Genomic DNA, 26,331 nt, shown 5'->3' with positions numbered 1-26,331 from the left:
TAGCAGCGTGCCCATCGGTGCCGTCTCTCCACCAGTCGCCAAATTTAAATCGCTTCTTCGTCTTGCTCACCGGTGCGGATACGCACCACACGAGAGACATCAAATACAAAGATTTTGCCGTCGCCAATTTTACCTGTCTGGGCCGTTTGCATAATCGCTTCAACGCAGGTATCGACAATATCGTCAGCAACCACAATTTCTATTTTTACTTTTGGCAGGAAATCCACCATATACTCAGCGCCACGGTATAGTTCGGTATGCCCTTTCTGGCGACCAAAACCTTTTACTTCTGTCACTGTCATCCCGGTGATACCGACTTCAGCCAGTGCCTCACGGACATCATCCAGTTTGAATGGCTTAATAATCGCGTCAATTTTTTTCATGGTGAATCCCTGTTTTACCAATTCTTGCGGCCAAAGCCTGATGTAATCGGATAGCGTCTATCTTTACCAAAATTGCGGGCAGTAATACGTGGCCCGACAGCCGACTGACGCCGCTTATATTCATTGATATCTACCAGGCGAATGACCTTACGCACGATAGTTTCATCAAAACCGTCTGCGACCAAATCAGCCACCGACTTATCCTGCTCGACGTACCCTTCGAGAATAGCGTCCAAAATATCATAAGGTGGCAGACTGTCCTCATCTTTCTGATCAGGAGCCAGCTCAGCAGACGGTGGACGAGTAATCACCCGCTGTGGAATCACATAAGAGACGGTATTACGGTATTCCGACAGTTTAAACACCAAGGTCTTTGGCACATCTTTCAATACATCAAAACCACCGGCCATATCACCGTACAGCGTGGCATAGCCCACCGCCATTTCACTTTTGTTACCGGTAGTTAATACAATACTGCGACGCTTGTTAGACAAGGCCATCAATACAACACCGCGGCAGCGTGCCTGTAGATTCTCTTCCGTGGTATCGCGCCCTGTTCCGGCAAACATCGGTGCCAGTTGGCCCATAAAAGCATCAAACATCGGCTCGATGGACAGCACATCAAATTCAATACCGAGAATTTCAGCTTCTTCTTTAGCATCCGCAATACTGATATCGGCGGTGTAGCGGAACGGCATCATCAATGCCTGGACTTTATCTTTGCCCAGCGCATCAACTGCAATCGCCAGTGTCAGCGCCGAGTCAATCCCACCGGACAAGCCCAGTACCGCGCCATTAAACCCATTTTTGGTCACGTAATCACGCACCGCCAACACCAGCGCTTCATACACTTGCGCTAATGGCGGTAACTCTGCGACAGGGGCCGTCATAGGGACCACATTGCACTCATTCAATTGCAATAAGGTAGTCTGTTCCGCAAAAGCCGCCAAACGATGCGTCATATTACCCGCCGCATCGAATACCTTGGAGCAACCATCAAAAATCAGCTCATCCTGCCCACCAATCTGGTTGAGATAGACCAATGGCAACCCGGTACGCTGGCAATGTGCTGCCATCAGAGTTTTACGAATATACGGTTTTTCACGGTTATATGGCGAGGCATTGATCGACAATATCACCTCTGCACCGGCAGCTTTAGCGGCATCTACCGGGCCATCGAACCATAAATCTTCACAGATAAGCAGCCCCAACCGGTAGCCATTCAGTTCCACGACACAGCTTTCATGACCGGCAGAGAAATAACGTTTTTCGTCGAACACACCGTAGTTAGGCAATTGTTGTTTAAAATAGCGCCCTAGCAATTTACCATCAGCAAACAGGGACAATGCGTTATACAAGTTGCCCTCTTCGCGCCACGGATGCCCCACCAGTATCGCCGTATGCTGCGTTGCCGCCTGCAAACGATCCAGTTGCGCTTCACAACGTTGATAAAAATCATCACGATACAGCAGATCTTCTGGCGGGTAACCGGACAAAGCCAGCTCGGAGAACATAACCAGTGAGGCACCCGCCTTCTGCTGCTCATTTAAGGTTTGCAACATACGTTCAGTGTTGCCTTCAATATCGCCAACCAGCCAATTCAACTGGGCTAACGCAATGGAAAGTGATCTGCTCATTTGTATTTAAACTCTATTTCAGCTTTATCAGGGAATAACTATTGCCACGCATTCACAATAATTATTCTTTAAAATCATTGGCATCCAGCTCATGGCGCGACAATAACTTGTAAAACTCGGTACGGTTACGCCCCGCCATCCGGGCAGCCTGGGTCACATTACCGGTGGTGATTTGTAGCAGCTTACGCAAATAATTCAATTCGAACTGATTACGAGCTTCAACAAAGGTTGGTAATGCCGTGTTTTCCCCTTCCAGTGCCTGCTCAACCAATGCTTCACTAATGACCGGAGCTGAGGTGAGTGCCACACATTGTTCAATCACGTTGACCAATTGACGCACGTTACCCGGCCAACTGGCGGTCATTAACCGCTTCATAGCATCAGTTGAGAAACTGCGGACAAAGGGCTTATGCCGCTTAGCTGATTCACGTAATAGATGATTAGCCAGCAGCGGGATATCTTCTGAGCGCTCATGCAGTGCCGGGATCTTCAGATTCACCACATTCAAACGATAGTAGAGATCTTCGCGGAATTCATTTTTTGCCATGGCTTTAGGCAAATCACGGTGGGTGGCTGAAATGACCCGCACATCGATACTTAAATCACGGTTACTGCCCAGCGGACGCACTTTGCGTTCTTGCAGCACTCGCAGTAATTTAACCTGTAAAGACAGTGGCATATCGCCAATTTCGTCTAAAAACAGCGTGCCGCCTTCTGCGGCTTGAAATAGCCCTTCACGGCTACTGACCGCACCGGTAAACGCGCCTTTAGCATGACCAAACAGTTCTGACTCCAACAACTGTTCCGGCAATGCACCACAGTTAATGGCGATAAAGGCTTTTTTCGCCCGAGGGCTGGCAGCATGGATAGCTTGCGCCAGAACCTCTTTACCGGTTCCACTTTGCCCGATAATCAGCACACTGACGTCAGATTGCGCCACCATTTTAGCCTGCTCCAGCAGGCGCAACATAACCGGGCTGCGGGTCACTATCTCTTCACGCCAGGTATCATCACCGGCAGGAATAGAAAGCTCTAAAGCTGCATCAATGGCTTTATACAAAGCATCGCGATCAACCGGTTTGGTCAGAAAACTGAACACCCCTTGCTGGGTGGCAGCCACCGCATCAGGGATAGAGCCGTGGGCGGTCAGGATAATCACTGGCATACCTGGCTGATGTTTCTGAATTTCGACGAACAGCGCCATGCCATCCATTTCATCCATACGCAAATCACTGATAACCAAGTCTATCTTTTCACGCATTAACAAACGCAATGCTTCCTGGCCGCTTTCAGCCGTGGTGACATTAAACCCTTCGCTGGTTAAACGCATCCCCAGTAACTTAAGTAAGCTGGGGTCGTCATCAACCAGCAGTAGATTGGCCGGTTTGCGTGGCGTCATGAGATTCCTTATTGGTGGCAGGTGGTACATCCGTTGGTGGTACCACTGGCGGAGTATAAGTATCAGCCGGTTTTTCTACCGATTGTGGGGCCGCTTTAGTATCAGCTTGAGGCGCTGTCGGCTTGGTTTCTGCCGGTTTGGTTTCAACCGGTTTAGCTTCGGTCGGTTTGGCTTCAACCGGTTTAGCTTCAGTCGGTTTGGCTTCAACCGGTTTAGCTTCAGTCGGTTTGGCTTCAACCGGTTTAGCTTCAGTCGGTTTGGCTTCAACCGGTTTAGCTGGCTCAACTTTGGGCTGTGGTTTAGCTTCTAGCGGTTTCGGCACGATGGCTGGTTTGCTATCCACATCCGTTTCTGGAATTTCATTCTGCAACTGCTTGCGTGATGAAAGCTGCCGTTCGATATCAGTCAGGTTTTCCAGCTTACGGGTAGTATCCAGTAAGTTATATTGCAACCGGACCTGGCTTTCTCGCAGGCGATCAATCTGGGTGTCCGATTCGTCCTGTAAGCGCTGGTAGCGAATGCGCTCTTCTGCCAGAGAGATGCGCAGCACCTGTTGCTCACGCCATAGCTGAATCAGTGGGCGCACAGCGCCAGGGACGCTTTGGCTATAACTGTTCAAACGCTCAACCACTTGACGACGTTCCGCCATTGAAGGCTCGGCACTGCTGACTAAAATGCCCTGCTTGAAGGCCGAAGGCCATGCCACTACCGGCAATGACTTCGCTAATGCTCGCGCTTGAGTAGACCCCATACGCTCTGCACAGTCCATTGCCCGTAGCCAGTACAGGGAGTTTTCCAGTGTCTCTTTATCATCAAGATCCCACAGCACATCGCAGGATAAGGTCCGATAATCAACGATTTTCGTTTCCGGTATGACCAACTGCACTGCTTGTGAAAAACGGCTACTGGCGGGATTATCAGTACATCCGGTAAGTAAGAGTGGGGCCAGCAACAATGCTCGCCAAAAAATACCCGTACCAGATTTGCCCGCGGGCATAGCTGCCGCAATTGATGTCGGACATGATAAAAAGACGGTCTTTTTAATAATGCGGCTCATAGACCATTTGTACATTATTCATTCATTCTCGGCGGTTAATGGCAATTCAACACGAAAGCAAACCGCAGCGTAATCAACAGCTACCAGTTGCAAGTCGCCCTGCATACGTCTGATGCAGTCCTGAGCAATACTCAGCCCCAACCCACTACCTTTGACGGCCCCTTTTCGCTGATGGCTTCCCTGATAAAAAGGCTCAAATATCATGGTTTCTTCAGAACGCGGGATCGGCGCCCCGGTATTGGCAATATCAATTTGTACGCGGTTATCTACCCGACGGCTGCGAATCCAAATGGTACCGGATTCCTCGCCATAGTGCACCGCATTGGAGTAGAGATTATCCAATACCCGCATTAATAATGTCGGATCTGCCCAACAAATGTCCGCTTGCAGATCCGTCTCAGTATGTAGAGTCTTGGCCCGTGCGGGTAAACTATGGGCTGAGATAACATCCTCAACCATTTCCGCCAGTTCAACATTCTCATGTTCACCGGGGCCGTCTGCCAGTTTACGGTTATAGTCTAATAATTGCTCAATCAATAATTGCAAATGACGACTGCTGTTATCAAGGATTGCCACAACTTCTTTTTGATCTTGCGTCAATGGTCCGGCAACCTCATCCGCTAACAATTCGGTCCCTTCGCGCATACTGGCGAGTGGTGTTTTCAATTCATGAGAGATATGGCGCAAAAACTCGTGGCGCTGTGACTCTAACCACGCTAAGCGCTCGCTGAGCCAAATAATACGCTGTGCCAGTGAGCGTAACTCGCGTGGCCCTTTAAATAGCGCCGTATTACCTAATGGTCGCCCTTCACCTAAGCGATTAATCATCCGCTCAATGCCTTTAACCGGCCCGATTATCATCCGGGTGAATAACACCACTAACAGCACACTGACCAAAAACAGCAACAGGGATTGCCAACCAAAGAATTGCCCACGTTCGGCAATATCTTTTTGTAATTGCTGACCGCGGGAGAAAATCACATCGCGCGTTGCCTGTACCATTTCGGCATTGGAGCGGGAGAACTGCTCTAATAGCGTTGACGCATTTTGTTCCGGGCCACTATTTTTACATTTAATATCAGAAAGTTGTGTCAGTAAACTGCTCAGAGTCTGATAGTAACGGGCATCTGGCAGGATAGAGGCGTGCGCATCAAGCATTTGAGCGTACTGTTTACGTTGGTGCTGATATAACTTTGCCAGTGTTGCATCATCTAATACACAGTACTGGCGATAACTACGCTCCATTTCGAGCGCCACACTGGTCATCGCCTCACTGCGCCGCGCATCTGCCAGCGTAGTACGATTAATGTCGGCCGCCTGCGTGCTTAGATGGTCAAGGCTTTGATAAGCCTGATATGCCAGCACCAATAAAGGTAACAGCACCAACAGAAATGCCATGAGCACCAATTGACGTAAAGAACGGGGGAATAAACGCCATCTTTTCAACGAAATCATCTCATTACCTATCATTCTGTGGTGATGCTAACTGACTGCGTGAGGATTACAATGCTTGTGCCCCAATTACCCGTCATATTTTAAGTTGCAGGTGTGTTGATTGCACTCAATAACCCGAATCACTGACTGATGTCAGCTCATTGGGATTAATGAGCCTCATCCTTGAGGCTCACCCTGCGGGCTAGCAGAAATGTTGTTCAAATCGGTTCCCGACCGATTTGTATCTCGTTTGCCGCCTGCCCACAACTTGAAGTCTATTGGGTATGTACCAGGAACAATGTCTCTTGATTGAGATAAAAAAAAAGCACCTGGCTTTGAGCTAAGTGCTTTTAATTAATACGGCTTGTCCATTATCGTCAGAATCATCATCAGACCTGCTTTTATTGTTATTTGCAGTAAAAACGGCGAGCGTAGCTTATCTTTGACCATAATATACCCTAAATAATTCGAGTTGCGGGAAGGCGGCCAGCGCACATGCAGCTTGAAGTATGGCGGGTATAGATGTGACAACGGGGCAATAAATTGCCCCGTCGCAGAATATGTGGATGCCCTTAAGCATCGTCTCCAGTTTGATGAAGCCGAAGCAATCATCGGGAGGATGAGACGAATAGCATCCAAACATGTCCAAAATTGATGAACCATTCATCACAGCAGGACATAGGCGGTACCTCACTCAACGTGTCGTCCGATGTTTGATAAAGTGAATTCACACGATATCGGTTTGGTGGACGATAGGTACCAGTCTTAGGCATCATTCGATGGTTTATGAAGCGCATATTCCGCTTAACTGCGGGACTATCATAATAAGTTGAATGAGCAACTGTAAGTAATAATGCAGCTTGCGTGCCAAGTTTATTAAAAATAAATTAAGATTGTGATTTAAAAGAAAAATAAACTTATTGAGCCGATTATTATCCACGTAATGCCCGCCAACTTGCATCAATTACTGCTGTTTTGTCGCCAATCCCCGACAGCAATCCCCTTATTAAATAAAAATGATATAAATCAAATATTTATATGTCTCCTATTTGAGACAGGTTGCAGGGCTATTGTCGCAATTTACCGACAAAACAATAAAGACATTTAAAATCAGTAAGTTAAAAAATATAGTGGCATTTAATTATCCGTGCATCTTTTGACCGCCCGTTACTCTTCCCTTTGGAGGCATGCTGTTTAAATCATTATTACTTTATAAATTATGAGGTTTGATAACTCACAAATATGAGTAACGTTGATTACTTGACTCAGGTACCGACAAGAAATTGCCAAAATGCAGCAAAAGAAAACACAGACAGCGACACTTATTGATAATCGCTCTAAAAATATGACCTTGTTTTTAGTGAACTTGCCACCTGGGAACTATCGATTAGTCGTTACAGGATTGGCAACCGACCACCAGATTTCTAGCAAAACCTTTCATATGACATTAGCGAATCAGACCACGGGGTATGACTCAATTTATTAAAGATAAATGAATATATCTTAAGCCCTTATCAGCATGCGTAAAAAAGGGGCATCAACTGATGCCCCTGTTATCACAATCAAAGCCGATTCACTTAACCTAATTGCTTACGCGCATTACGGAACATACGCATCCACGGGCTATCTTCGCCCCACTCTTCTGGATGCCAGGAGTTACTGACGGTGCGGAAGACCCGCTCTGGGTGCGGCATCATTACTGTTGCCCGCCCATTGGCGCTAGTCACCGCAGTAATCCCGTGAGCTGAGCCATTCGGGTTAGCCGGATAAACCTCGGTCACCTCACCCTGATTATTCACAAAGCGCAATGCCACCAGATTGTTCTGCTCAAGCTGCGCCAGATGGGCCGCATCACGCACTTCAACCCGCCCTTCACCGTGAGAAACAGCAATTGGCAGGCGAGATCCGGCCATCTCTTGCATAAACAGTGATGGACTATTGGCCACTTCAACCAAACTGAAGCGTGCTTCAAAGCGATCAGACAGGTTGCGGACAAAGCGTGGCCAATGTTCAGCCCCTGGAATAAGTTCACGCAGATTAGACATCATCTGACAACCGTTGCAGACCCCCAAGGCCAATGTTTCTGGGCGATGGAAGAAGGCTTCAAACTCATCACGAACCCGGTTGTTAAACAGAATAGATTTCGCCCAACCTTCACCCGCCCCCAGCACATCACCGTAAGAGAAACCACCACAGGCCACTAAGGTCTGGAATGATTGCAAATCAGTTCGGCCGGCCAGCAGGTCACTCATATGTACATCGATTGCATCAAACCCGGCACGATGGAAGGCGGCAGCCATTTCTACGTGGGAGTTAACACCCTGCTCACGCAATACGGCCACTTTTGGCCGAACCTGCTTGATGATATAAGGTGCGGCAATATCTTCTGCGGGATCAAAGGTCAGTTGGACATTCAGGCCCGGATCAGTTTCAACCTGTTTAGCTTGATGCTCTTGATCAGCACAATCAGGGTTATCGCGCAGCCGCTGCATTTGCCAGGTAGTTTCTGCCCACCACAAGCGCAGAGTACTGCGTTTCTCGCGGTATACCACCTCAGTGCCACTGCGAATATCGAAGCTATCCCCCTCAACAGCACGGCCCAGATAGTGAACACAGTTTGCCAGACCGTGGTCTGCCAGAATTTTTTCCACCTCAGCACGCTGTTCAGCACGTACCTGAATCACTGCTCCCAGCTCTTCATTAAACAGCGCCGCCAGCGCGTCATCACCCAAGGTGTGAATATCAACCTGCACCCCACAGTGACCGGCAAAGGCCATTTCAGCCAGTGTCACCAGTAAGCCGCCGTCAGAGCGATCGTGATAGGCCAGTAATGCCTGAGAGGCCACTAAGCACTGCATCGCATTAAAGAAACCTGCCAGTTGCTGTACATCGCGCACATCAGCAGGTTTATCACCTAACTGACGGTAGACTTGCGTCAGGGCGGTTGCACCCAGGGCATTGTGGCCAGCACCTAAATCAATCAGTAACAGCGCGTTATCGCCTTTATCAGTGCGTAACTGTGGTGTCACCGTATGGCGAACATCTTCGATACGGGCGAAAGCAGTAATGACCAGAGAGAGCGGTGAGGTCATTTCGCGCTGCTCATCACCTTCCTGCCAGCGGGTTTTCATCGACATGGAGTCTTTGCCCACCGGGATGGTAATCTCCAGCGCAGGACATAGCTCTTCGCCCACCGCACGCACCGCCTCGTACAAACCGGCATCTTCACCCGGATGACCGGCTGCTGACATCCAGTTAGCTGACAGTTTAATGCGCTTTAGCTCACCAATCTGAGTGGCAGCGATATTGGTCAGTGCTTCGCCTACCGCCAGACGGGCTGAGGCGGCAAAGTCTAGCAATGCCACTGGCGCACGTTCACCCAATGACATCGCTTCACCATAGTAGCTGTCCAGACTGGCACTGGTAACCGCACAGTCGGCCACCGGAATCTGCCACGGGCCAACCATTTGATCACGTGTCACCATGCCGGTCACACTACGGTCACCGATGGTAATCAAGAAGGTTTTCTCTGCCACTGCCGGTAAATGCATCACCCGTTTGACCGCATCAGCGATGCTTATCTCAGCACGTTGCAATGCATCACCCTGTGCCTGAAGGCGGGTGACATCACGCAGCATCTTCGGCGTTTTACCCAGCAAGACATCCAAAGGCATGTCAATTGGCTGATTATCGAAGTGGCGGTCATTCAGTGTCAGATGTTTTTCTTCAGTGGCTTCACCTATAACGGCATAGGGCGCACGTTCACGGCGACAAATTTCATCAAACTGAGCCATCTGCGCGGGGGCAACAGCCAGAACATAACGCTCCTGAGACTCGTTACACCACACTTCCAGCGGGCTCATGCCCGGCTCATCATTGAGGATGTCACGCAGCTCAAAACGGCCGCCACGACCACCATCACTGACCAGTTCTGGCATGGCATTAGATAAACCGCCCGCACCGACGTCATGAATAAATAGAATCGGGTTGTGGTCACCTAACTGCCAGCAACGGTCAATCACTTCCTGACAGCGGCGTTCCATTTCCGGGTTATCACGTTGTACCGAAGCAAAATCCAGATCCGCATCTGACTGACCCGATGCCATGGAAGAGGCCGCGCCGCCACCCAGACCGATATTCATCGACGGGCCGCCGAGCACCACCAGCTTGGCACCGACTGTTATCTCGCCTTTTTGTACATGGTCGGCCCGAATATTACCGATGCCACCGGCCAGCATGATCGGCTTGTGGTAGCCACGTAACTCAGTGCCGTTATGACTGTTGACGCGCTCTTCATAAGTACGGAAGTAGCCCAGCAGCGCCGGACGGCCAAATTCGTTGTTAAAGGCCGCGCCGCCCAGTGGACCTTCGGTCATGATATCCAGCGCAGTCACAATCCGATCCGGCTTACCGAAATTCTCTTCCCACGGTTGTTCAAAACCGGGAATACGCAGGTTAGAAACAGAGAAACCCACCAAACCGGCTTTAGGTTTAGCGCCACGCCCGGTAGCACCTTCATCACGGATTTCGCCACCAGACCCGGTAGCAGCACCCGGCCAGGGTGAAATTGCCGTCGGATGGTTATGAGTTTCTACTTTCATCAGGATATGCGCCGCTTCCTGATGGTAATCATAAACGCCATTATCAGGTGCAGCAAAGAAGCGCCCGACCTGAGAACCTTCCATCACCGCCGCATTGTCTTTATAGGCTGACAACACGTAATCCGGCGTGTGTTCAAAGGTATTTTTGATCATTTTAAACAGTGTCTTAGGCTGAGAAACACCGTCAATTATCCAATCTGCATTAAAGATTTTATGCCGACAATGCTCAGAGTTTGCCTGAGCAAACATATACAGCTCAATATCCGTCGGGTTACGCCCCAGACCGGTAAAGGCGGCCAGCAAATAGTCAATTTCATCTGGAGCAAGAGCCAGGCCCAGCTTAATATTAGCCAGCTCCAGTGCACTGCGGCCCTGCGCTAAGATATCCACCCGTTGTACTGGGGCAGGTTGATGATGAGAGAATAACTGCTCTGCTTGCTGCAAATCGGTGAATACCGTTTCCATCATGCGGTCATGCAGCAGCGCCGACAATTGCTGCCATTGGCTTTCATTCAGGTCTGGGCCTTGAATATAGAAAGCCAGGCCACGTTCCAGACGCAGAACCTGTGGCAACGCACAGTTGTGCGCAATATCCGTCGCTTTGGAAGACCACGGAGAAATGGTCCCCGGCCTTGGCGTAACCAGTAACAAACGCCCTTCTGGCGCATGTTCAGGGAGAGAGGGTCCATACTTAAGCAGCCGTTGGAGCCTGGCGTGTTCATCAGCACTTAACGGAGCGCTAACATCGGCAAAGTGAACATATTCGGCGTAGATATCACTCACCAAAAGGTGAGCATCCAGGCAACGGGACAGCAGTTTGGTAATACGAAAAGCCGACAAAGCGGGCGAACCACGCAGTATTTCCATAATCTAAGTTTCTCTCTCTTCGAAGCGACTGGAACAGCACTTCATTGGGCGCAGCATTTATTGGCGCAAAACAGGGGAAAACGCGGGCATTATAGTGAATCTACGCCTCCGACGAAACCGTTTGCGTAGCTATTATTAATAATTGAGTCAGAAATTGTCGTTATCTAGAGAACACCAATACTGAATAAATAAGCTCGCAATAAAGTTGCACACTGACGATTTGTTGCGCAAAATGCCACTCCACTGGGGTTTTAACCATGTCGATTCTTACTTCACAACACACACATAAAGAGCGCTGCCGAGAGATAACTATTTGACGCGCATAAAATTAAATTACTTTGTTATCGGTGTAGTTGCCTTACTTCTGGCCCTCGCGCTGTGGCCCAATATTCCCTGGCGCAGTAGTCAAGAAGGACAACTAGACCGTATAAAAGCCCGTGGCGAGCTACGTGTTAGCACGATTAGCTCACCACTTATCTACTTTACCGGAAAGGATGGCCCTTCCGGTCTTGACTATGAACTGGCCAACCGTTTTGCGGACTATCTGGGGGTTAAGCTCGTCATTACCCCTCATCATAATATTGATGACTTGTTTGATGCACTTGATAACGATGATGCAGACATGCTGGCTGCCGGGCTAATTTATAACCGTGAGCGTCTTAATCGGGCGCGTACTGGCCCTGCCTATTATTCAGTCTCGCAACAGTTAGTATACCGATTGGGTAAACCACGACCAAAATCATTCAGTGATCTAAAGGGTCAATTGATTGTCGCCTCTGGATCGGCCCATATGACCACCCTCAAACAACTTAAGCAGAGCAAATATCCCGATCTTAACTGGGGATCATCCGTTGATCGTTCTGGCAAAGAGTTACTGGAACAGGTCGCGGACGGCAAACTTGACTATACCCTGGGTGATTCGGTGACAATTGCCCTACTGCAACGCATCCATCCGCAATTAGCGGTTGCCTTTGATGTTACGGATGAAGAGCCAGTAACTTGGTATTTCCAGAAAGGGGACGATGATAGCCTGTATGCCGCCATGCTCGATTTCTACAGCCAGATGGTTGAAGACGGTAGTCTGGCGCGGCTGGAGGAAAAATATCTCGGCCATGTCGGTAGCTTTGATTATGTCGATACCAAAACCTTCCTGTCAGCCATCGACAGTGTGTTGCCCTCTTTCCAATCCTTGTTTGAAAAACATGCCGGGGAAATTGACTGGAAACTGCTGGCGGCGATTGCTTATCAGGAATCCCATTGGAACCCACAAGCCACCTCACCGACTGGCGTGCGGGGGTTAATGATGCTAACCCGCGCCACAGCAAATGGTTTAGGGGTTAAAGACCGGGTTGATCCTGAGGAAAGCATTAAAGGCGGTTCCATTTACTTGCAGCGGTTAATGCAAAAAGTGCCGGAGACCATTCCAGAAGATGAGCGTATCTGGTTTGCGCTGGCCGCCTATAATCTGGGTTATGGCCACATGCTGGATGCTCGCCGCCTGACTAAAAATCAGAATGGTAATCCAGACAGTTGGGTTGATGTAAAAATGCGCCTACCGATGTTGAGTCAAAAGCGCTACTACCCAAGTACCACTTATGGCTACGCCCGTGGCCATGAGGCTTATAACTATGTGGAAAACATCCGTCGTTATCAGGTCAGTCTGGTGGGATATTTGCAGGAAAGAGAGAAAAAAGCAGCCCAACATGCCGCTATCGAAGCTGAGCTGGGTAAAGCTTATCCGGTTGTCGGCCCAGGCTGGTCAATCAATAACTAACATGATGCGAAAACACGTAACTAACCAATAGATTTCAATATGCTGCCAGCAGTGGCCTCCTAGACGCAAGGCCCACGGATGGGCCGAATCATGGCTGCCGCGCGAGTTTCAACGCCTTTTGCTGCTCACGTCGTAGGCGGAAAAAAGCACTTAATTGGTGGGAACACGTCTCTGCCAGTACCCCGGCACTGACCTCTATTTGATGATTCATCCCCGGATGGCGCAAGATATCCACCAGCGAACCGGCAGCACCGGTTTTTAAATCATTGGCCCCATAGACCAAGCGACGGATCCGGCTGTGTATCATGGCTCCGGCACACATTACGCATGGCTCCAGCGTCACATATAGCGTGGCTTCCAGCAGACGATAGTTCTGCACCACCTGCCCGCCTTGCCGTAGCGCCATGATTTCTGCATGAGCGGTAGGGTCGTTATCGCGAATAGACTTATTCCACCCTTCGCCAATCACCTGGTTGCCCAGCACTAACACCGCGCCAACCGGGACTTCTCCCTCTTCTTGTGCCCGCAGAGCCAGCGTCAACGCCCGTAGCATCCAGTACTCATCACTGTATTCAACAGGTAAATCAAATTCAGAAAACAAACTTTTATCAGCAGACACATTAACCTCTCTGGTACTTTGGCGGCGTGCATTATACACAGCCAGCGACAACCGCTATACCCACTATCTCCAATATAAAGTAGCTCAGTCCATAATGATCGGTTAATGTTCCGGCAGGATATAAATCATTCCTGATATAAATTATCAGCATATGGAAGCCAGCTACATGAAGCTCAGCAAGAAAAATGCCGCGGTAGTACGTAAAACCCTGAATGGATGGGCCAGTGAAGGCGTTATCCCTGAGGAAGAGCATCAACGTTTGTTACAGAATATCGATGTTCAACCGTTTGACTGGCGCAGATTAGCCGGTTACGCCTTTCTTGCCGCACTGGCTTCGCTGGTTATCGCCATTGGCAGCCTGATGGCTGATACTTTCTTACTCAACTGGATAAGCCAGTTTTTCCGCTTTGATCCCCCGGTACGGGTGGTGGTCACGGCGATATTGGCCGCCGTATTTTACGGCTGGGGCTTTAACCGCCGCCGGCGAGATCCCAGTAAGATCTACAGTAATGAAGCCGTACTCTTTCTCGGCGTAATATTTACTGCAGCCGCCATCGGCCAACTCGGTGAGTGGTTGGATAATGGTAGTGGCCGCATCTCAGTATTACTGCTGTTGGGTACCGTCATCTATGGTGTGGTGGGCTGGTTTGGTCGTGCGCCATTAGTATGGCTATTTGCCTTGCTGTCACTGGGTAATGCGTTTGGGGCAGAAACTGGCTATTTGTCCGGTTGGGGTGCCTACTGGCTGGGAATGAGCTACCCGATACGCTTTATTGCTTTTGGCCTGCTACTTTGTGCAGCGGCACTGGTGTTGCAACCGCAGTTGGCACAACGTCGGCTAGATCGGGTGTCACAGGCGATGGGGCTGCTTTATCTGTTTATTGCCCTGTGGTTATTGTCTATTTTTGGCAATTACGGTGACCTGGACTATTGGTATCAAGTGCGCCAGATAGAGTTGCTGCATTGGAGTCTATTGTTTGCCATTGCCGCCAGCGTCGCTATTTGGCTGGGACTAAAACGAGATGATGCCATGTTGCGCGGCTTCGGCCTGACATTTTTGGCCATCAACTTGTATACCCGTTTCTTTGAGTTCTTCTGGGATGCGATGCCGAAAACTATCTTCTTCCTGCTGCTCGGCATTAGCTTGTGGTTACTGGGTCGGCATGCCGAACGAATATGGCGGCTCGGCCACCATGATAATGACGTCACACACTAGAGCCAAAACCACTTAAAATGGCGAATGACTGCAATGGGCGTTTATTCTAATTGCTGTAATTCGCCGCTTTTACTGACCCGCCAGCGATGCTCGCAAAAATACAATAGTGGGTTATCCTGCTTGCTGTCCGAGTATCCGCTATAAAGTTTCAGCGGCGATCCCAAACGCTGTTCCAGTTGCACCACTTTCTCTGGCCCCAAACAGCGCAGAGGTAGTACCCAGCCGCCATTACGCCGCGCCATGCGGCTACCGACCAACCGCAAACGGTGAATAAACGCCGAATCATGATAAACCTGCTCCACCAGCCGTTGCGGCGAGCCAGTTATCAACCATACCTGTGCGTCATGGCTCTCCAAATATTGGCGCAAACGCATCACGACCACGGGAAATTCGGTAACTTTTTGGCGAAAATCATTCACAAAACGTAATTCCAAATCTTTCAAATGCGCTTCGCGCCGACCGAAGGTTATCGCCCACAGTAACAGGCTCATTGGCCAACGAGCGCAACGACCGCCCTGCAGCAATCCCAACCCAATCACCGGCAGTAATGGGACCACCAGCAACAGATTTAGCGGCAAATGTCGCAACAAAAAACGCAAAAAACTGCCAAACATGTCCTGTTGATGTAACGTGCCATCCAGATCAAAGAATACAATGCGTTTGGCGTTTTCTGATAATGCCTCGGCCGTCCCCTCGCGGTTACTGTCAGTTTGCTCAAAGGTCGATGTGGCCTGCTCTGCGCTCAAACGTTACTCCTCAGGATCATTGAATCCCATAAACCAGTTAAATATGAAACCTGCAAGTATGGTGACAATCATCGCGACTAAATACAACATCACTTTGCCTGCGGCATCGAGGCCAATTATCAACGAGTGCTAATCCCCTGAGTGTGAGTCTTACAATGCTGCACGCAAATAGCCATTATGTTGCTGTAGATCCTGGCGAGCCTGCTCGGCACTCACGCCTTTCAGAATCATCAAAATGGCTGGTTTTACGTCAAACTCGGTTTGTGATAAGGCATTTTCAGCCTCTGCACGGCTGGCCCCGGTGGCTTCAACCACAATACGACAAGCGCGATCAACCAACTTCACGTTGGTCGCTTTCACATCTACCATCAGATTTTGATAAACCTTACCCAGTTTCACCATCGCCCCAGTGGATAACATATTCAGCACCAACTTTTGTGCAGTACCCGACTTCATACGCGTAGAGCCAGTGAGGGCTTCCGGCCCTACTACCGGTGAAATCGCAACCTGAGCTTCTTGCGCGATAGGAGAGTCTGGGTTACAAGAAATAGCCGCCGTTGGGCACCCAAGTTGGCGGGCATAGCGTAGCGCACCGATGACATAAGGCGTGCGACCAGAAGCTGCCAGCCCGACCACCATATCAGTTGCCATCAGCTTTAAATCTTGCAGATCCCGCACACCGAGCGCGATATCATCCTCAGCACCTTCCACCGCTTTGAATAAAGCACCCGGGCCACCGGCAATTAGACCAATCACCCTGCCATGAGGCACACCAAAGGTCGGTGGGCATTCGGAAGCATCCAGCACGCCGAGCCGACCACTGGTACCGGCCCCCAGATAAATGAGCCGACCACCTTGCTTTAAGGACTCCGCGGCTAAATCTACCGCTTGAGCGATAGCCGGTAACACCAAACGAATGGCCTCCGGCACTTTGCGATCTTCATCATTAAAGCAGGTCAACATTTCGAGCGTAGAGAACTTATCCAGCTCCATCGTGGCCGGATTACGACTTTCTGAAATCAATGATCCTAGATTCATGACATATTCCTCTTTGAATATTTAATTCGTAAAATTAAATATATAATTGAATATTATATTCTATAAAGCGACTGTTTTCTTGCGCCATTCATCGAATGATCAGCAAAAAAGGGTGCTATGCTCCATCACTTGCCCTTTATCTTGAGTCTTTCCGGGTATTATTAAGTTCTCCCGCATTCAGGAACTGATTTATGAGTAGTCTTCTTCGCATTCGTCAGCTTTATCCAACGCTGGCACAAAATGACCGTAAGTTAGCCGATTTTCTGCTAACCAATCCTGAGCAGGCACGTCATCTTAGTTCGCAAAAGTTGGCGCTGCAAACCGGGGTTAGCCAATCTGCAGTGGTTAAATTTGCCCAAAAATTAGGCTATAAAGGCTTCCCGGCGCTAAAACTAGCCCTGAGTGAAATTGTCGCGGCCCCTGCACAGGCAGTAACACTGCATAATCAGATCTTGAGCACTGACAGTTTAAAAATCGTTGGGGAAAAACTCCTGAGCGAGAAAGCCGCAGCACTACGGGCCACCTTGGATATCAATAGTGAAGAACGACTTACGCAAGCATTAGAGATGTTATTGTCGGCACGACGGATTATTCTAACCGGTATTGGTGCTTCGGGGCTGGTGGCAAAAGATCTGGCTTATAAGTTACTGAAAATAGGCATTATGGCGGTCTCCGAAACCGATATGCATGCACAACTGGCCGCCGTACAAGCATTGGATGCACGGGATTTACTGCTGGCTATCTCATTTAGCGGCGAACGCCGTGAGATAAATCTGGCGGCTGAAGAGGCACAGCGTTGTGGTGCCAAAGTGCTGGCATTGACCAGTTTTTCCCCCAACAGTTTGCAGCAACGTGCCGATCATTGCTTATATACCATTTCGGAAGAACCCGCGATTCGCAGTGCCGCGATCTCCTCTAGCACCGCGCAATATGCTCTGACTGATCTATTATTTATGGCGATGATCCAACAAGACTTGGAAAGAGCGCAGGCGAGTATTAAGCACAGTGCGGCACTGGTAAAAAAACTGGTCTAAGGATACCAGAGGGGTATAATCCCCCGCAGTTGAGAATACCCGACCTAAGGTAAGAGAAAGCATGGCCCTGTTGATCACTCGTAAATGTATTAATTGCGACATGTGCGAGCCGGAATGCCCTAATGAGGCAATTTCCATGGGTGCAGAGATCTATCAGATTGATCCGATGCGCTGTACGGAATGTGTCGGTCATTACGAAACACCAACCTGCCAGTTGGTCTGTCCTATCGATAATACGATTGCTATCGATCCTGCCTGGGTTGAGAGTAACGAACAATTGTGGGATAAGTTTGTCCAACTGCATCACGCCGAACGTTTGTAATCCCCGCAGCAAGACTCGTTTTTAATACCAACAATATATTCGCGCATAACAAAAAGGGCGGCATTCGCATGCACGCCCCTGCTCTCTTTCACCACTATTCGCGGCTAAAACGGGCCTAGCTTTCAATAATTACGGTTGCGCAGGCATAACGTCGTTCATCGGCCAGCGTTACATGTAAGGATTTGACACCCAGCTCAGCGGCCAATTCTGCCGCGCGCTGATGTAAACGCAGCGTCGGCTTACCCAGTGCATCGTTAACAACTTCAAACTGATTAAATGCCAAGCCATTACGAATACCAGTACCAAATGCCTTGGCCGCGGCCTCTTTAACGGCAAAGCGTTTTGCCAGAAAACGAATTGGCTGCTGATGCTGCTGATAGTGCTGCCATTCCGATGGGCTAAGGATACGCCGCGCCAGTTTTTCGCCACTGCGCTCCACCACCGCTTCAATCCTTGAAATTTCAACAATATCAGTGCCTAACCCCAAAATCGCCATTAACGACGCGCTTCCCGCATTAATACTTTCATCTCAGTAACGGCAGCCGCAAGGCCCGTCATTACTGCCTGACCAATAATTGCATGGCCGATATTCAGCTCATGAATCTCTGGTAAGGCTGCGATCGGTTGCACATTGTGATAGGTCAGGCCATGACCGGCATTCACTTTCAACCCTTTGCCTGCGGCATAGGTCGCAGCTTTGGTGATACGCACTAATTCAGCTTGACGCACCAAATCGGTGGTGGCATCTGCGTACGCGCCGGTGTGGATTTCAATATAAGGGGCACCCACAGTAACGGCTGCATCAATCTGGCGCATATCGGGATCGATAAACAGTGACACCAGAATGCCGGCCTCAGATAATCGGCTCACCGCAATGGTCATTTTATCGAGTTGACCGGCAACATCTAGCCCGCCTTCGGTGGTAACTTCTTGGCGTTTTTCCGGCACCAGACAGCAAAAGTGCGGTTGTAACTCACAGGCAATATCAACCATTTCATCGGTAACCGCCATCTCCAGATTCATGCGGGTCTGGATAGTTTGGCGCAAGATGCGTACATCTCGATCAGTGATATGGCGGCGATCTTCACGTAAATGCACGGTAATACCGTCGGCACCCGCTTGCTCGGCAATAAACGCGGCCTGAACAGGGTCGGGGTAAATGGTCCCACGTGCATTTCGTAATGTCGCAATGTGATCGATATTGACGCCCAACAACAAATCAGCCATGAAAGCCCTCCAGATATGGATGCATCTTTAATAGGTCAATGAGCACGCAAAAACCGGCCCTTAAACGCATAAGTGCCTTGCAGTTTACACCGACTAGACTGTCAGCGGATAGGTTACTGTACGGGAAAGTTGATGATGGGCAGTTTAAAAATGAAGGTATTGCTACTACGGCACTGGATCCGCTGGTGGCTTAATCACAAACTGACGAAACAGTTCGCGACTTTTTAACGGTTTACCCCCCAAATAGGGTTTGAGGGCGATGCGGGTGAAGCGCTTGGCTGCACGTAAAGTATCGGCATCAGGAAATTCACGGTTAGCCAAAGCCGATAATTGGCTGCCAGTAAAGCTATAGTGATCAACCACCAAGCTGGCGATAAATCCTTTTTCTTCCCGATAGCGGTAGGTCATGGTCTCAGACACCGGCTGACCACTCCCCGCACAGTGGAGAAAATCCACACCATAGCCAAGATGAGCCAATATCGCCAATTCAAACTGGCGCAGGGCATATTCGGGCGATCCATCACTGCCTGCCAAAGCCTGTAAGCAATGCAGATAATCGAAGAATAAAGCAGAGTAATTGGTTTGATGTTCTAACACGCGGGAAAGCAGCTCATTGACATATAAACCGCTATACAACATAGAGCCAGTCAATGGAAGAGCCAGTGATACTGGCTCAGCACTGCGTAAGGTTTTAACTTCACCACGCCCGGTCCAGCGAACCAATAATGGCGTAAAAGGCTGCAAGCAGCCTTTTAGATTGGAGCGGCGACCCCGCGCACCTTTGGCCAGCACCCGCATGCGGCCCTCTCCTTCAGTAAATAAATCCAGCATCAAACTGGTTTCACTGTAGGGTCGCCCATGCAGGACAAATGCGCGTTGCCAACCGTCCATTGGCAAGTCTTACTTCAGATCGTCGGTATAGCCTAAGCTGCGCAATGCACGTTCGTCATCTGCCCAGCCTGATTTCACTTTCACCCACAGCTCAAGATGCACTTTTGCTTCGAACATTTGTTCCATGTCCTGACGGGCTTCAATACCAATGGTCTTGATTTTCGAACCTTTATTACCGATGACCATTTTCTTCTGGCCTTCGCGTTCAACCAAAATCAGCCCATGGATGTTATAACCACCGCGCTCATTTGGGACAAACTGTTCAATTTCAACTGTGACTGAGTAAGGTAATTCCTCACCCAAGAAGCGCATCAACTTTTCGCGAATGATTTCTGACGCCATAAAACGCTGAGAGCGGTCAGTGATATAATCTTCCGGGAAATGATGACCCGCTTCCGGCATAAGCTTGCGCACGATGCCAGCGATGGTATCCACGTTCATCCCTTTCTCGGCAGAGATTGGTACGACGTCCAGGAAATTCATCTGCTTACTTAAGAACTGAATATGGGGCAACAGCTTGGTTTTGTCTGTTACGTTATCAACTTTGTTGATCGCCAATAATACCGGGCATTGTAAACTGCGCAGCTTATTAACAACCATTTCATCGTCGGCAGTCCAATTGGTGCCTTCGACTACAAAAATCACTAATTCCACATCACCGAGAGAGCTGCTTGCCGCGCGATTCATTAAGCGGTTAATCGCGCGTTTTTCTTCAATATGCAGTCCCGGGGTATCAACATAAATGGCCTGATAAGGCCCTTCAGTATGGATCCCCATAATACGGTGGCGTGTGGTTTGTGGTTTACGTGAAGTGATGGAGACTTTTTGCCCCAACAGTTCATTTAGCAAAGTAGATTTACCCACATTCGGGCGACCTACAATTGCAATAAAACCACAATACGTTTTTTCTACTTCGCTCATTCAAGCTCCAACTGTTTCAGCGCTTGTTCCGCTGCCGCCTGCTCAGCTTTACGGCGACTTGAGCCGGTACCTATTACCGGTTCATTCAAGCCACTCACCTGGCAGTGGATAGTAAATTCCTGGTCATGTGCTTCTCCGCGAACCTGCACAACCAGATAAGAGGGCAATGGCAGATGACGGCCTTGCAAATATTCTTGCAAGCGCGTTTTCGGGTCTTTCTGCTTATCACCTGGGCTGATTTCTTCCAACCGACTGCGATACCAGTCGAGAATCAGCCGTTCAATCATATGAATATCGCTATCGAGGAATATACCGCCAATTAAGGCTTCGACGGTATCTGCCAAAATTGATTCACGGCGGAAACCACCACTTTTCAATTCACCCGGCCCAAGGCGTAAACATTCACCGAGGTCAAATTCACGGGCAATTTCAGCGAGTGTATTTCCTCTAACCAATGTGGCACGCATCCGACTCATGTCCCCTTCATCGACACGGGGAAAGCGACGATACAGCTCATTGGCAACAACGAAACTTAATATAGAGTCACCCAGGAACTCCAAACGCTCATTGTGTTTGCTACTGGCGCTACGATGAGTCAGTGCTTGCAGCAAGAGCTCCTGCTGTTGAAAAGTGTAGCCCAGCTTCCGCTGTAGCCTGTTTATTACGATGGGGTTCATGAGTTACCAATAGATCAAGAATGCGTCAAAAACTACAGCATACGGAACAGGTCTGATCCGCCAATATTGCAGGACAAAACTGTTTCGTTTGCAGTGGCTCCCATAAAGAAGCCAACTTTTATCGCTCGAAGGGTTATTCTACAACGAGTGGAAATATAATGCTGCGTTTAAATACCCTGCTTACTTGAAGTTGCAGCAGTGCTAGCGGCGTTCAAATCTACTCCCAGCAGATTTGTCACCCGAATTACTGACTTTTGTCGGTTCATCGGGATGTGCTCGTTTGCTACCTGGCTGCAACTCCACCATCTGGGTATAGCCGATACTAATGAATTCCACCAATTCGACTTAAACGAACACCCGTTGGCCATTCACCTTCTTGCTTTTCAAAACTCATCCAAATAGCAGTGGCCTTGCCAACTAGATTACGTTCCGGCACAAACCCCCAGAAGCGGCTATCTGCACTGTTATCCCGGTTGTCGCCCATCATAAAATAATGACCTTCCGGCACCACCCAAACCCCTAAAGGCTGGTTAGGTTGTTGATAATAAGCGCCTATCTGCTCCTGACGCCCAGGGACGGTCAGAATATGGTGTGCCACCGGTCCAAGAGTTTCGGTGCGCTCACGCAAACGTACCCCACCATCAGGCACTGCCTGATTTGTCGGGATTTGGAAGAAGCCAGCAGAAGCCTCGCCATTGCCGCTATAGCGGAATGTCTGCACAAAATCGCTTGGCTCAGATGCACTGTAAGTAATTGGCAACGCACTATCACAAGAAGTGCCGGTATTACATGCAGGCTGCACCGTCACTTCCTTGCTGATTGGATTATAGCTAACGCGGTCACCCGGCAAGCCCACTACACGCTTGATATAGTCCAAACGCGGATCGAGCGGATATTTAAATACCGCGATATCACCACGTTTTGGATGTCCCGTAGGGATCAGCGTAGTTTGCGTGATGGGATCTTTAATACCATAAGCAAACTTCTCAACCAGAATGAAGTCACCGATCAATAGCGTTGGCATCATCGAACCAGAAGGGATCTGGAACGGTTCGTAAATAAACGAACGAACGATAAATACCAGAGCTAACACCGGGAAGACTGAAGCACAAGTCTCTATCCAGCCAGGCTGCCTTGCCGCCTGTGCTAAAGTCTTATTATCTACAGCACAACCCGTTTGTGCCTTGATCGCCGCAGTTTGCGCATTAACTGCCGCAATTTTTGCCTGGCGAGCCGGTCCCCATTTAAACCGCTCGAAGCACCAGATAATCCCTGTCAGCAGTGTTGCTATCGCTAAAATCAAGGCAAACATGTTAGCCATCAAAACTCCTTATTTACTGTCTTTTCCAACGTGCAGAATAGCCAGGAAAGCCTCTTGCGGTAATTCAACGTTACCGACCTGTTTCATACGTTTTTTACCGTCTTTCTGTTTCTGCAAAAGTTTCTTCTTACGGCTAACGTCACCGCCATAACACTTCGCCAGTACGTTTTTACGTAACTGTTTCACAGTAGAACGGGCAATGATGTGGTTACCGATAGCAGCCTGAATTGCAATATCAAATTGCTGGCGCGGGATCAATTCTTTCATTTTCTCAACCAGATCACGGCCACGGTATTGCGCATTATCACGATGGGTAATAAGCGCCAGCGCATCTACACGCTCGTTGTTGATTAACACATCAACACGCACCATGTCAGAGGTCTGGAAACGTTTGAAATTGTAATCCAGCGAGGCGTAGCCACGGGATGTCGACTTCAGGCGATCGAAGAAATCGAGCACCACTTCAGCCATCGGAATTTCATACGTCAGCGCCACTTGGTTACCGTGGTAAACCATGTTGGTCTGCATACCACGTTTTTCAATACACAACGTGATGACGTTACCCAGGTATTCCTGCGGCAACAGCATATGACACTCAGCAATTGGCTCGCGTAGCTCTTCGATGTTGTTCAACGCAGGCAGCTTGGATGGGCTATCAACGTAAACAGTTTCCTGACTGGTGGTGATCACTTCATATACGACCGTCGGTGCGGTGGTGATCAACTCCAGATCGTACTCACGCTCCAGACGCTCCTGAATGATCTCCATGTGCAGTAAGCCAAGGAAGCCACAGCGGAAACCAAAGCCCAATGCGGTGGAGCTTTCTGGTTCGTAGAACAAAGAGGCGTCATTAAGACTCAACTTGCCCAGTGCATCACGGAAAGCTTCATAATCGTCTGAACTAATAGGGAACAGACCTGCATAAACCTGTGGTTTTACTTTCTTAAAGCCAGGTAATGACTTCTCCGCCGGGTTACGGGTCAGAGTCAATGTGTCGCCGACCGGTGCGCCTAAAATGTCTTTTATCGCACACACCAACCAGCCAACCTCACCGCAGTTCAACATATCGCGATCTATACGTTTTGGTGTAAAAATACCAAGGCGCTCAGCATTATAACTCTGCCCGGTACTCATTACTTTAACCTTATCGCCTTTACGCAATGAGCCATTTTTAATACGAATTAACGATACAACACCCAGATAATTATCAAACCAGGAATCGATAATTAGCGCTTGCAATGGACCATCAGGATCACCCTCTGGCGGCGGAATATCACGCACCAAACGCTCAAGGATATCGGGTACACCTACACCAGTTTTCGCTGAGCAACGTACCGCATCAGTCGCATCAATGCCCACGATGTCTTCAATTTCTTCCGCAACACGCTCAGGGTCAGCAGCCGGCAGGTCGATTTTATTTAAAACAGGAACCACTTCCAGATTCATTTCCATCGCGGTGTAGCAGTTCGCCAGCGTTTGTGCTTCAACGCCTTGCCCTGCGTCAACAACCAGCAATGCCCCTTCACAAGCCGCTAAGGAGCGGGAAACTTCATAAGAGAAGTCAACGTGACCAGGGGTATCGATAAAATTGAGCTGATAGGTTTGACCATCTTTAGCATGGTAATCAAGCGTCACACTCTGTGCCTTGATGGTAATACCACGCTCACGCTCTAGATCCATAGAATCCAGTACTTGAGCGGCCATTTCACGCTCAGATAATCCGCCACAAATCTGAATAATACGGTCCGACAGCGTCGACTTACCGTGGTCAATATGGGCAATAATAGAAAAGTTTCTTATGTGCTTCATTTATATGAATTTTTCTCTAGTCGTTGTCTTTAATTAATTATTGGTGGACACAGCGATGGACTCAAACCCAAAACTACCCACATAAATATGCACGCATCTTACACTGTAAGTCTGCCTCGTGAAAGGCATCACACTTAGCTTGTTAGCTGATTTATCCTGTAAAAATGTATCAACGCCTTACCTTACATCGCTATTGATAGTACATACTCTTAGCGCTGTTCCGTGCTGATATCCCGGTAAAAATAGTTTAATACCAATAACTTTATTGTACCTATCGCTTATAAAGCGCACTAGTGTCTATTATTTAACTGATTATAATCAGCACGATAGATACCCTACCTGCCTAATTTAGGGGTGCATATATTTCTATTTTGTCGAACTGATGATTAATTCATTTTCGGAAAATGCTCATTTACCCTGTCGGATAATAATTTAAAGTATTCATGTGACTTTATAACAACCAAGTGAAATATCCTCTTGGCGGCCATATGGAGAATATTATGATTGATGAAGGAAAAATACTGAGCCGCCATGAGTTTAGAAAAAATAACTCCAGAGCCACTATCGTCGCAATAATACTTATATTAGTATTTAGTTTTATAATAATTACCTTATCAATAGCGACATCTATTTTTTCAACCCCATCAATTCTTTCGATCTTATGTGTCGCTATTGCAGCTATCTCGCTGAGTACCTTCCTGTATTTGCGCTTACACTGTAATCCAATGTTTACCTACTTTCTTTATGAGAAAGGAGTACGGGTCTTCAATCATCACAGTGGAAATGTCTATTTTATTACATTTAATAAAATACAATACATTCATAAATACCATACAGGAGTAAACCCTAATGGCAAAATTAACACAATGGCATTTCGCACCTCTAAATTGCAGCCATGGAATATTATAATTAATAATATAACTAATGCTTACCCGCTGATAAACACAATAATCCATCAACAAGTCATGCATGTCGGGATAGTAAGTTTAAACTCTTTATCCCGAGGAAAAAAAATAGTATTTGATGTAATTAAAAAGAATGACAACTGGCTAAAATCACTCATATACCATGGTCTTTTAAATGTAATCATGGTGAAAAATGTTCAGATAGATACAACTCCACTTTCACTTAGTGCACACTCATTAATTACAACAGACGGTATTATCAGCATTGAAGACATCCTGCGTGTCGAGACGTTACGCGAGAAAGATCATGATAAAATACGCTTATTTGATGCTAAAGGTAATATACTTTTCTCAGTAGATTACTCAGCGCTTATCAGTGCCGATCTTTTTATTGCTTTAGTTGAACATATGATACAGAACCGTATTCCGGCCTATCATGGGTAAGAGGAAAGG

Annotated in this window: 21 protein-coding genes and 1 pseudogene; 5 read left to right on the top strand and 17 right to left on the bottom strand. The window is 48.4% G+C overall.

The window, feature by feature from the left end; all coding sequences use genetic code 11:
- Positions 1 to 44: 44 nt before the first annotated feature.
- The 6 genes from glnB to purL all read right to left on the bottom strand — a co-directional run bounded on the left by glnB (position 45) and on the right by purL (position 11,378).
- Positions 45 to 383, bottom strand: a complete 339-nt coding sequence (glnB, locus tag V1955_RS05065) for a nitrogen regulatory protein P-II (RefSeq protein WP_002231018.1) — start codon at positions 381 to 383, stop codon at positions 45 to 47.
- A 14-nt stretch (positions 384 to 397) separates the two neighbouring features.
- Positions 398 to 2,020 carry an NAD+ synthase gene (locus V1955_RS05060; protein WP_083163152.1) on the bottom strand — a complete coding sequence of 541 codons (1,623 nt, stop codon included), beginning with the start codon at positions 2,018 to 2,020 and terminating at the stop codon, positions 398 to 400.
- Positions 2,021 to 2,081: 61 nt separating this feature from the next.
- Entirely contained in the window at positions 2,082 to 3,419 is a 1,338-nt protein-coding gene (gene glrR / locus V1955_RS05055; RefSeq protein WP_032907964.1) for a two-component system response regulator GlrR, read from the bottom strand.
- Complete coding sequence (gene qseG / locus V1955_RS05050) at positions 3,382 to 4,416, bottom strand: two-component system QseEF-associated lipoprotein QseG (protein ID WP_083164130.1); 1,035 nt, start codon at positions 4,414 to 4,416, stop codon at positions 3,382 to 3,384. Before qseG ends, glrR begins: the two co-directional genes overlap by 38 nt.
- A 78-nt stretch (positions 4,417 to 4,494) precedes the next feature.
- The gene (locus tag V1955_RS05045) at positions 4,495 to 5,931 is read right to left on the bottom strand and encodes a sensor histidine kinase (RefSeq protein WP_193784797.1); all 1,437 of its coding nucleotides are present in this window, start codon (positions 5,929 to 5,931) and stop codon (positions 4,495 to 4,497) included.
- Between the two features lie 1,556 nt (positions 5,932 to 7,487).
- Entirely contained in the window at positions 7,488 to 11,378 is a 3,891-nt protein-coding gene (gene purL, locus V1955_RS05040; RefSeq protein ID WP_442820595.1) for a phosphoribosylformylglycinamidine synthase, read from the bottom strand.
- 313 nt (positions 11,379 to 11,691) lie between these two features.
- Between purL and mltF the strand changes: the two genes are divergently transcribed.
- Complete coding sequence (gene mltF, locus V1955_RS05035) at positions 11,692 to 13,152, top strand: membrane-bound lytic murein transglycosylase MltF (RefSeq protein ID WP_083163148.1); 1,461 nt, start codon at positions 11,692 to 11,694, stop codon at positions 13,150 to 13,152.
- Positions 13,153 to 13,240: 88 nt separating this feature from the next.
- Here mltF and tadA read toward each other — a convergent pair whose 3' ends face one another.
- The gene (gene tadA, locus V1955_RS05030) at positions 13,241 to 13,810 is read right to left on the bottom strand and encodes a tRNA adenosine(34) deaminase TadA (protein WP_102970581.1); all 570 of its coding nucleotides are present in this window, start codon (positions 13,808 to 13,810) and stop codon (positions 13,241 to 13,243) included.
- A 127-nt stretch (positions 13,811 to 13,937) separates the two neighbouring features.
- Between tadA and V1955_RS05025 the strand changes: the two genes are divergently transcribed.
- The gene (locus V1955_RS05025) at positions 13,938 to 14,987 is read left to right on the top strand and encodes a DUF2157 domain-containing protein (RefSeq protein WP_083164126.1); all 1,050 of its coding nucleotides are present in this window, start codon (positions 13,938 to 13,940) and stop codon (positions 14,985 to 14,987) included.
- 41 nt (positions 14,988 to 15,028) lie between these two features.
- Here the strand turns inward: V1955_RS05025 and yfhb are convergent, their stop codons facing one another.
- The 3 genes and pseudogenes from yfhb to murQ all read right to left on the bottom strand — a co-directional run bounded on the left by yfhb (position 15,029) and on the right by murQ (position 16,771).
- Complete coding sequence (gene yfhb, locus V1955_RS05020; protein WP_193784796.1) at positions 15,029 to 15,733, bottom strand: phosphatidylglycerophosphatase C; 705 nt, start codon at positions 15,731 to 15,733, stop codon at positions 15,029 to 15,031.
- A gap of 3 nt (positions 15,734 to 15,736) precedes the next feature.
- Positions 15,737 to 15,832, bottom strand: a pseudogene (locus V1955_RS05015) (PTS transporter subunit EIIC); the annotation flags it as partial.
- Positions 15,833 to 15,883: 51 nt separating this feature from the next.
- Positions 15,884 to 16,771 (bottom strand): N-acetylmuramic acid 6-phosphate etherase, encoded by an 888-nt coding sequence (gene murQ, locus V1955_RS05010; protein WP_083163147.1) that lies wholly within the window; start codon positions 16,769 to 16,771, stop codon positions 15,884 to 15,886.
- Between the two features lie 191 nt (positions 16,772 to 16,962).
- On the opposite strand from murQ, the gene V1955_RS05005 reads away from it, so the two are divergent.
- Both V1955_RS05005 and V1955_RS05000 read left to right on the top strand, forming a co-directional pair.
- Positions 16,963 to 17,805 (top strand): MurR/RpiR family transcriptional regulator, encoded by an 843-nt coding sequence (locus V1955_RS05005; RefSeq protein WP_083163145.1) that lies wholly within the window; start codon positions 16,963 to 16,965, stop codon positions 17,803 to 17,805.
- Positions 17,806 to 17,866: 61 nt separating this feature from the next.
- Positions 17,867 to 18,127, top strand: coding sequence for a YfhL family 4Fe-4S dicluster ferredoxin (locus V1955_RS05000; protein WP_032906988.1), 261 nt, complete (start codon positions 17,867 to 17,869; stop codon positions 18,125 to 18,127).
- 115 nt (positions 18,128 to 18,242) lie between these two features.
- Here the strand turns inward: V1955_RS05000 and acpS are convergent, their stop codons facing one another.
- The 7 genes from acpS to lepA form a co-directional block, all read right to left on the bottom strand.
- A complete protein-coding gene (gene acpS, locus V1955_RS04995) occupies positions 18,243 to 18,623 on the bottom strand; it encodes a holo-ACP synthase (protein ID WP_083163143.1) in 381 nt (126 codons plus the stop codon).
- Positions 18,623 to 19,354 (bottom strand): pyridoxine 5'-phosphate synthase, encoded by a 732-nt coding sequence (gene pdxJ / locus V1955_RS04990; RefSeq protein WP_083163141.1) that lies wholly within the window; start codon positions 19,352 to 19,354, stop codon positions 18,623 to 18,625. Before pdxJ ends, acpS begins: the two co-directional genes overlap by 1 nt.
- A 165-nt stretch (positions 19,355 to 19,519) precedes the next feature.
- Positions 19,520 to 20,245, bottom strand: coding sequence for a DNA repair protein RecO (gene recO / locus V1955_RS04985; RefSeq protein ID WP_442820594.1), 726 nt, complete (start codon positions 20,243 to 20,245; stop codon positions 19,520 to 19,522).
- A gap of 9 nt (positions 20,246 to 20,254) precedes the next feature.
- Entirely contained in the window at positions 20,255 to 21,166 is a 912-nt protein-coding gene (era, locus tag V1955_RS04980; RefSeq protein ID WP_083163137.1) for a GTPase Era, read from the bottom strand.
- On the bottom strand, positions 21,163 to 21,843 hold the full coding sequence (gene rnc / locus V1955_RS04975; RefSeq protein WP_442820593.1) for a ribonuclease III: 681 nt from the start codon (positions 21,841 to 21,843) through the stop codon (positions 21,163 to 21,165). The genes era and rnc overlap by 4 nt, the downstream gene beginning before the upstream one ends.
- 322 nt (positions 21,844 to 22,165) lie before the next feature.
- A complete protein-coding gene (lepB, locus tag V1955_RS04970) occupies positions 22,166 to 23,164 on the bottom strand; it encodes a signal peptidase I (RefSeq protein WP_083163133.1) in 999 nt (332 codons plus the stop codon).
- A gap of 9 nt (positions 23,165 to 23,173) precedes the next feature.
- The gene (lepA, locus tag V1955_RS04965) at positions 23,174 to 24,973 is read right to left on the bottom strand and encodes a translation elongation factor 4 (protein ID WP_083163131.1); all 1,800 of its coding nucleotides are present in this window, start codon (positions 24,971 to 24,973) and stop codon (positions 23,174 to 23,176) included.
- Positions 24,974 to 25,473: 500 nt separating this feature from the next.
- On the opposite strand from lepA, the gene V1955_RS04960 reads away from it, so the two are divergent.
- Positions 25,474 to 26,322 carry a hypothetical protein gene (locus tag V1955_RS04960; protein WP_083163128.1) on the top strand — a complete coding sequence of 283 codons (849 nt, stop codon included), beginning with the start codon at positions 25,474 to 25,476 and terminating at the stop codon, positions 26,320 to 26,322.
- Positions 26,323 to 26,331: the final 9 nt, after the last annotated feature.

Origin of the sequence: Yersinia sp. 2545 StPb PI, from assembly GCF_052217125.1 — a bacterium.
Lineage (GTDB): Bacteria > Pseudomonadota > Gammaproteobacteria > Enterobacterales > Enterobacteriaceae > Yersinia > Yersinia enterocolitica_E.
This window is presented reverse-complemented; position numbering and strand designations above follow the sequence as displayed.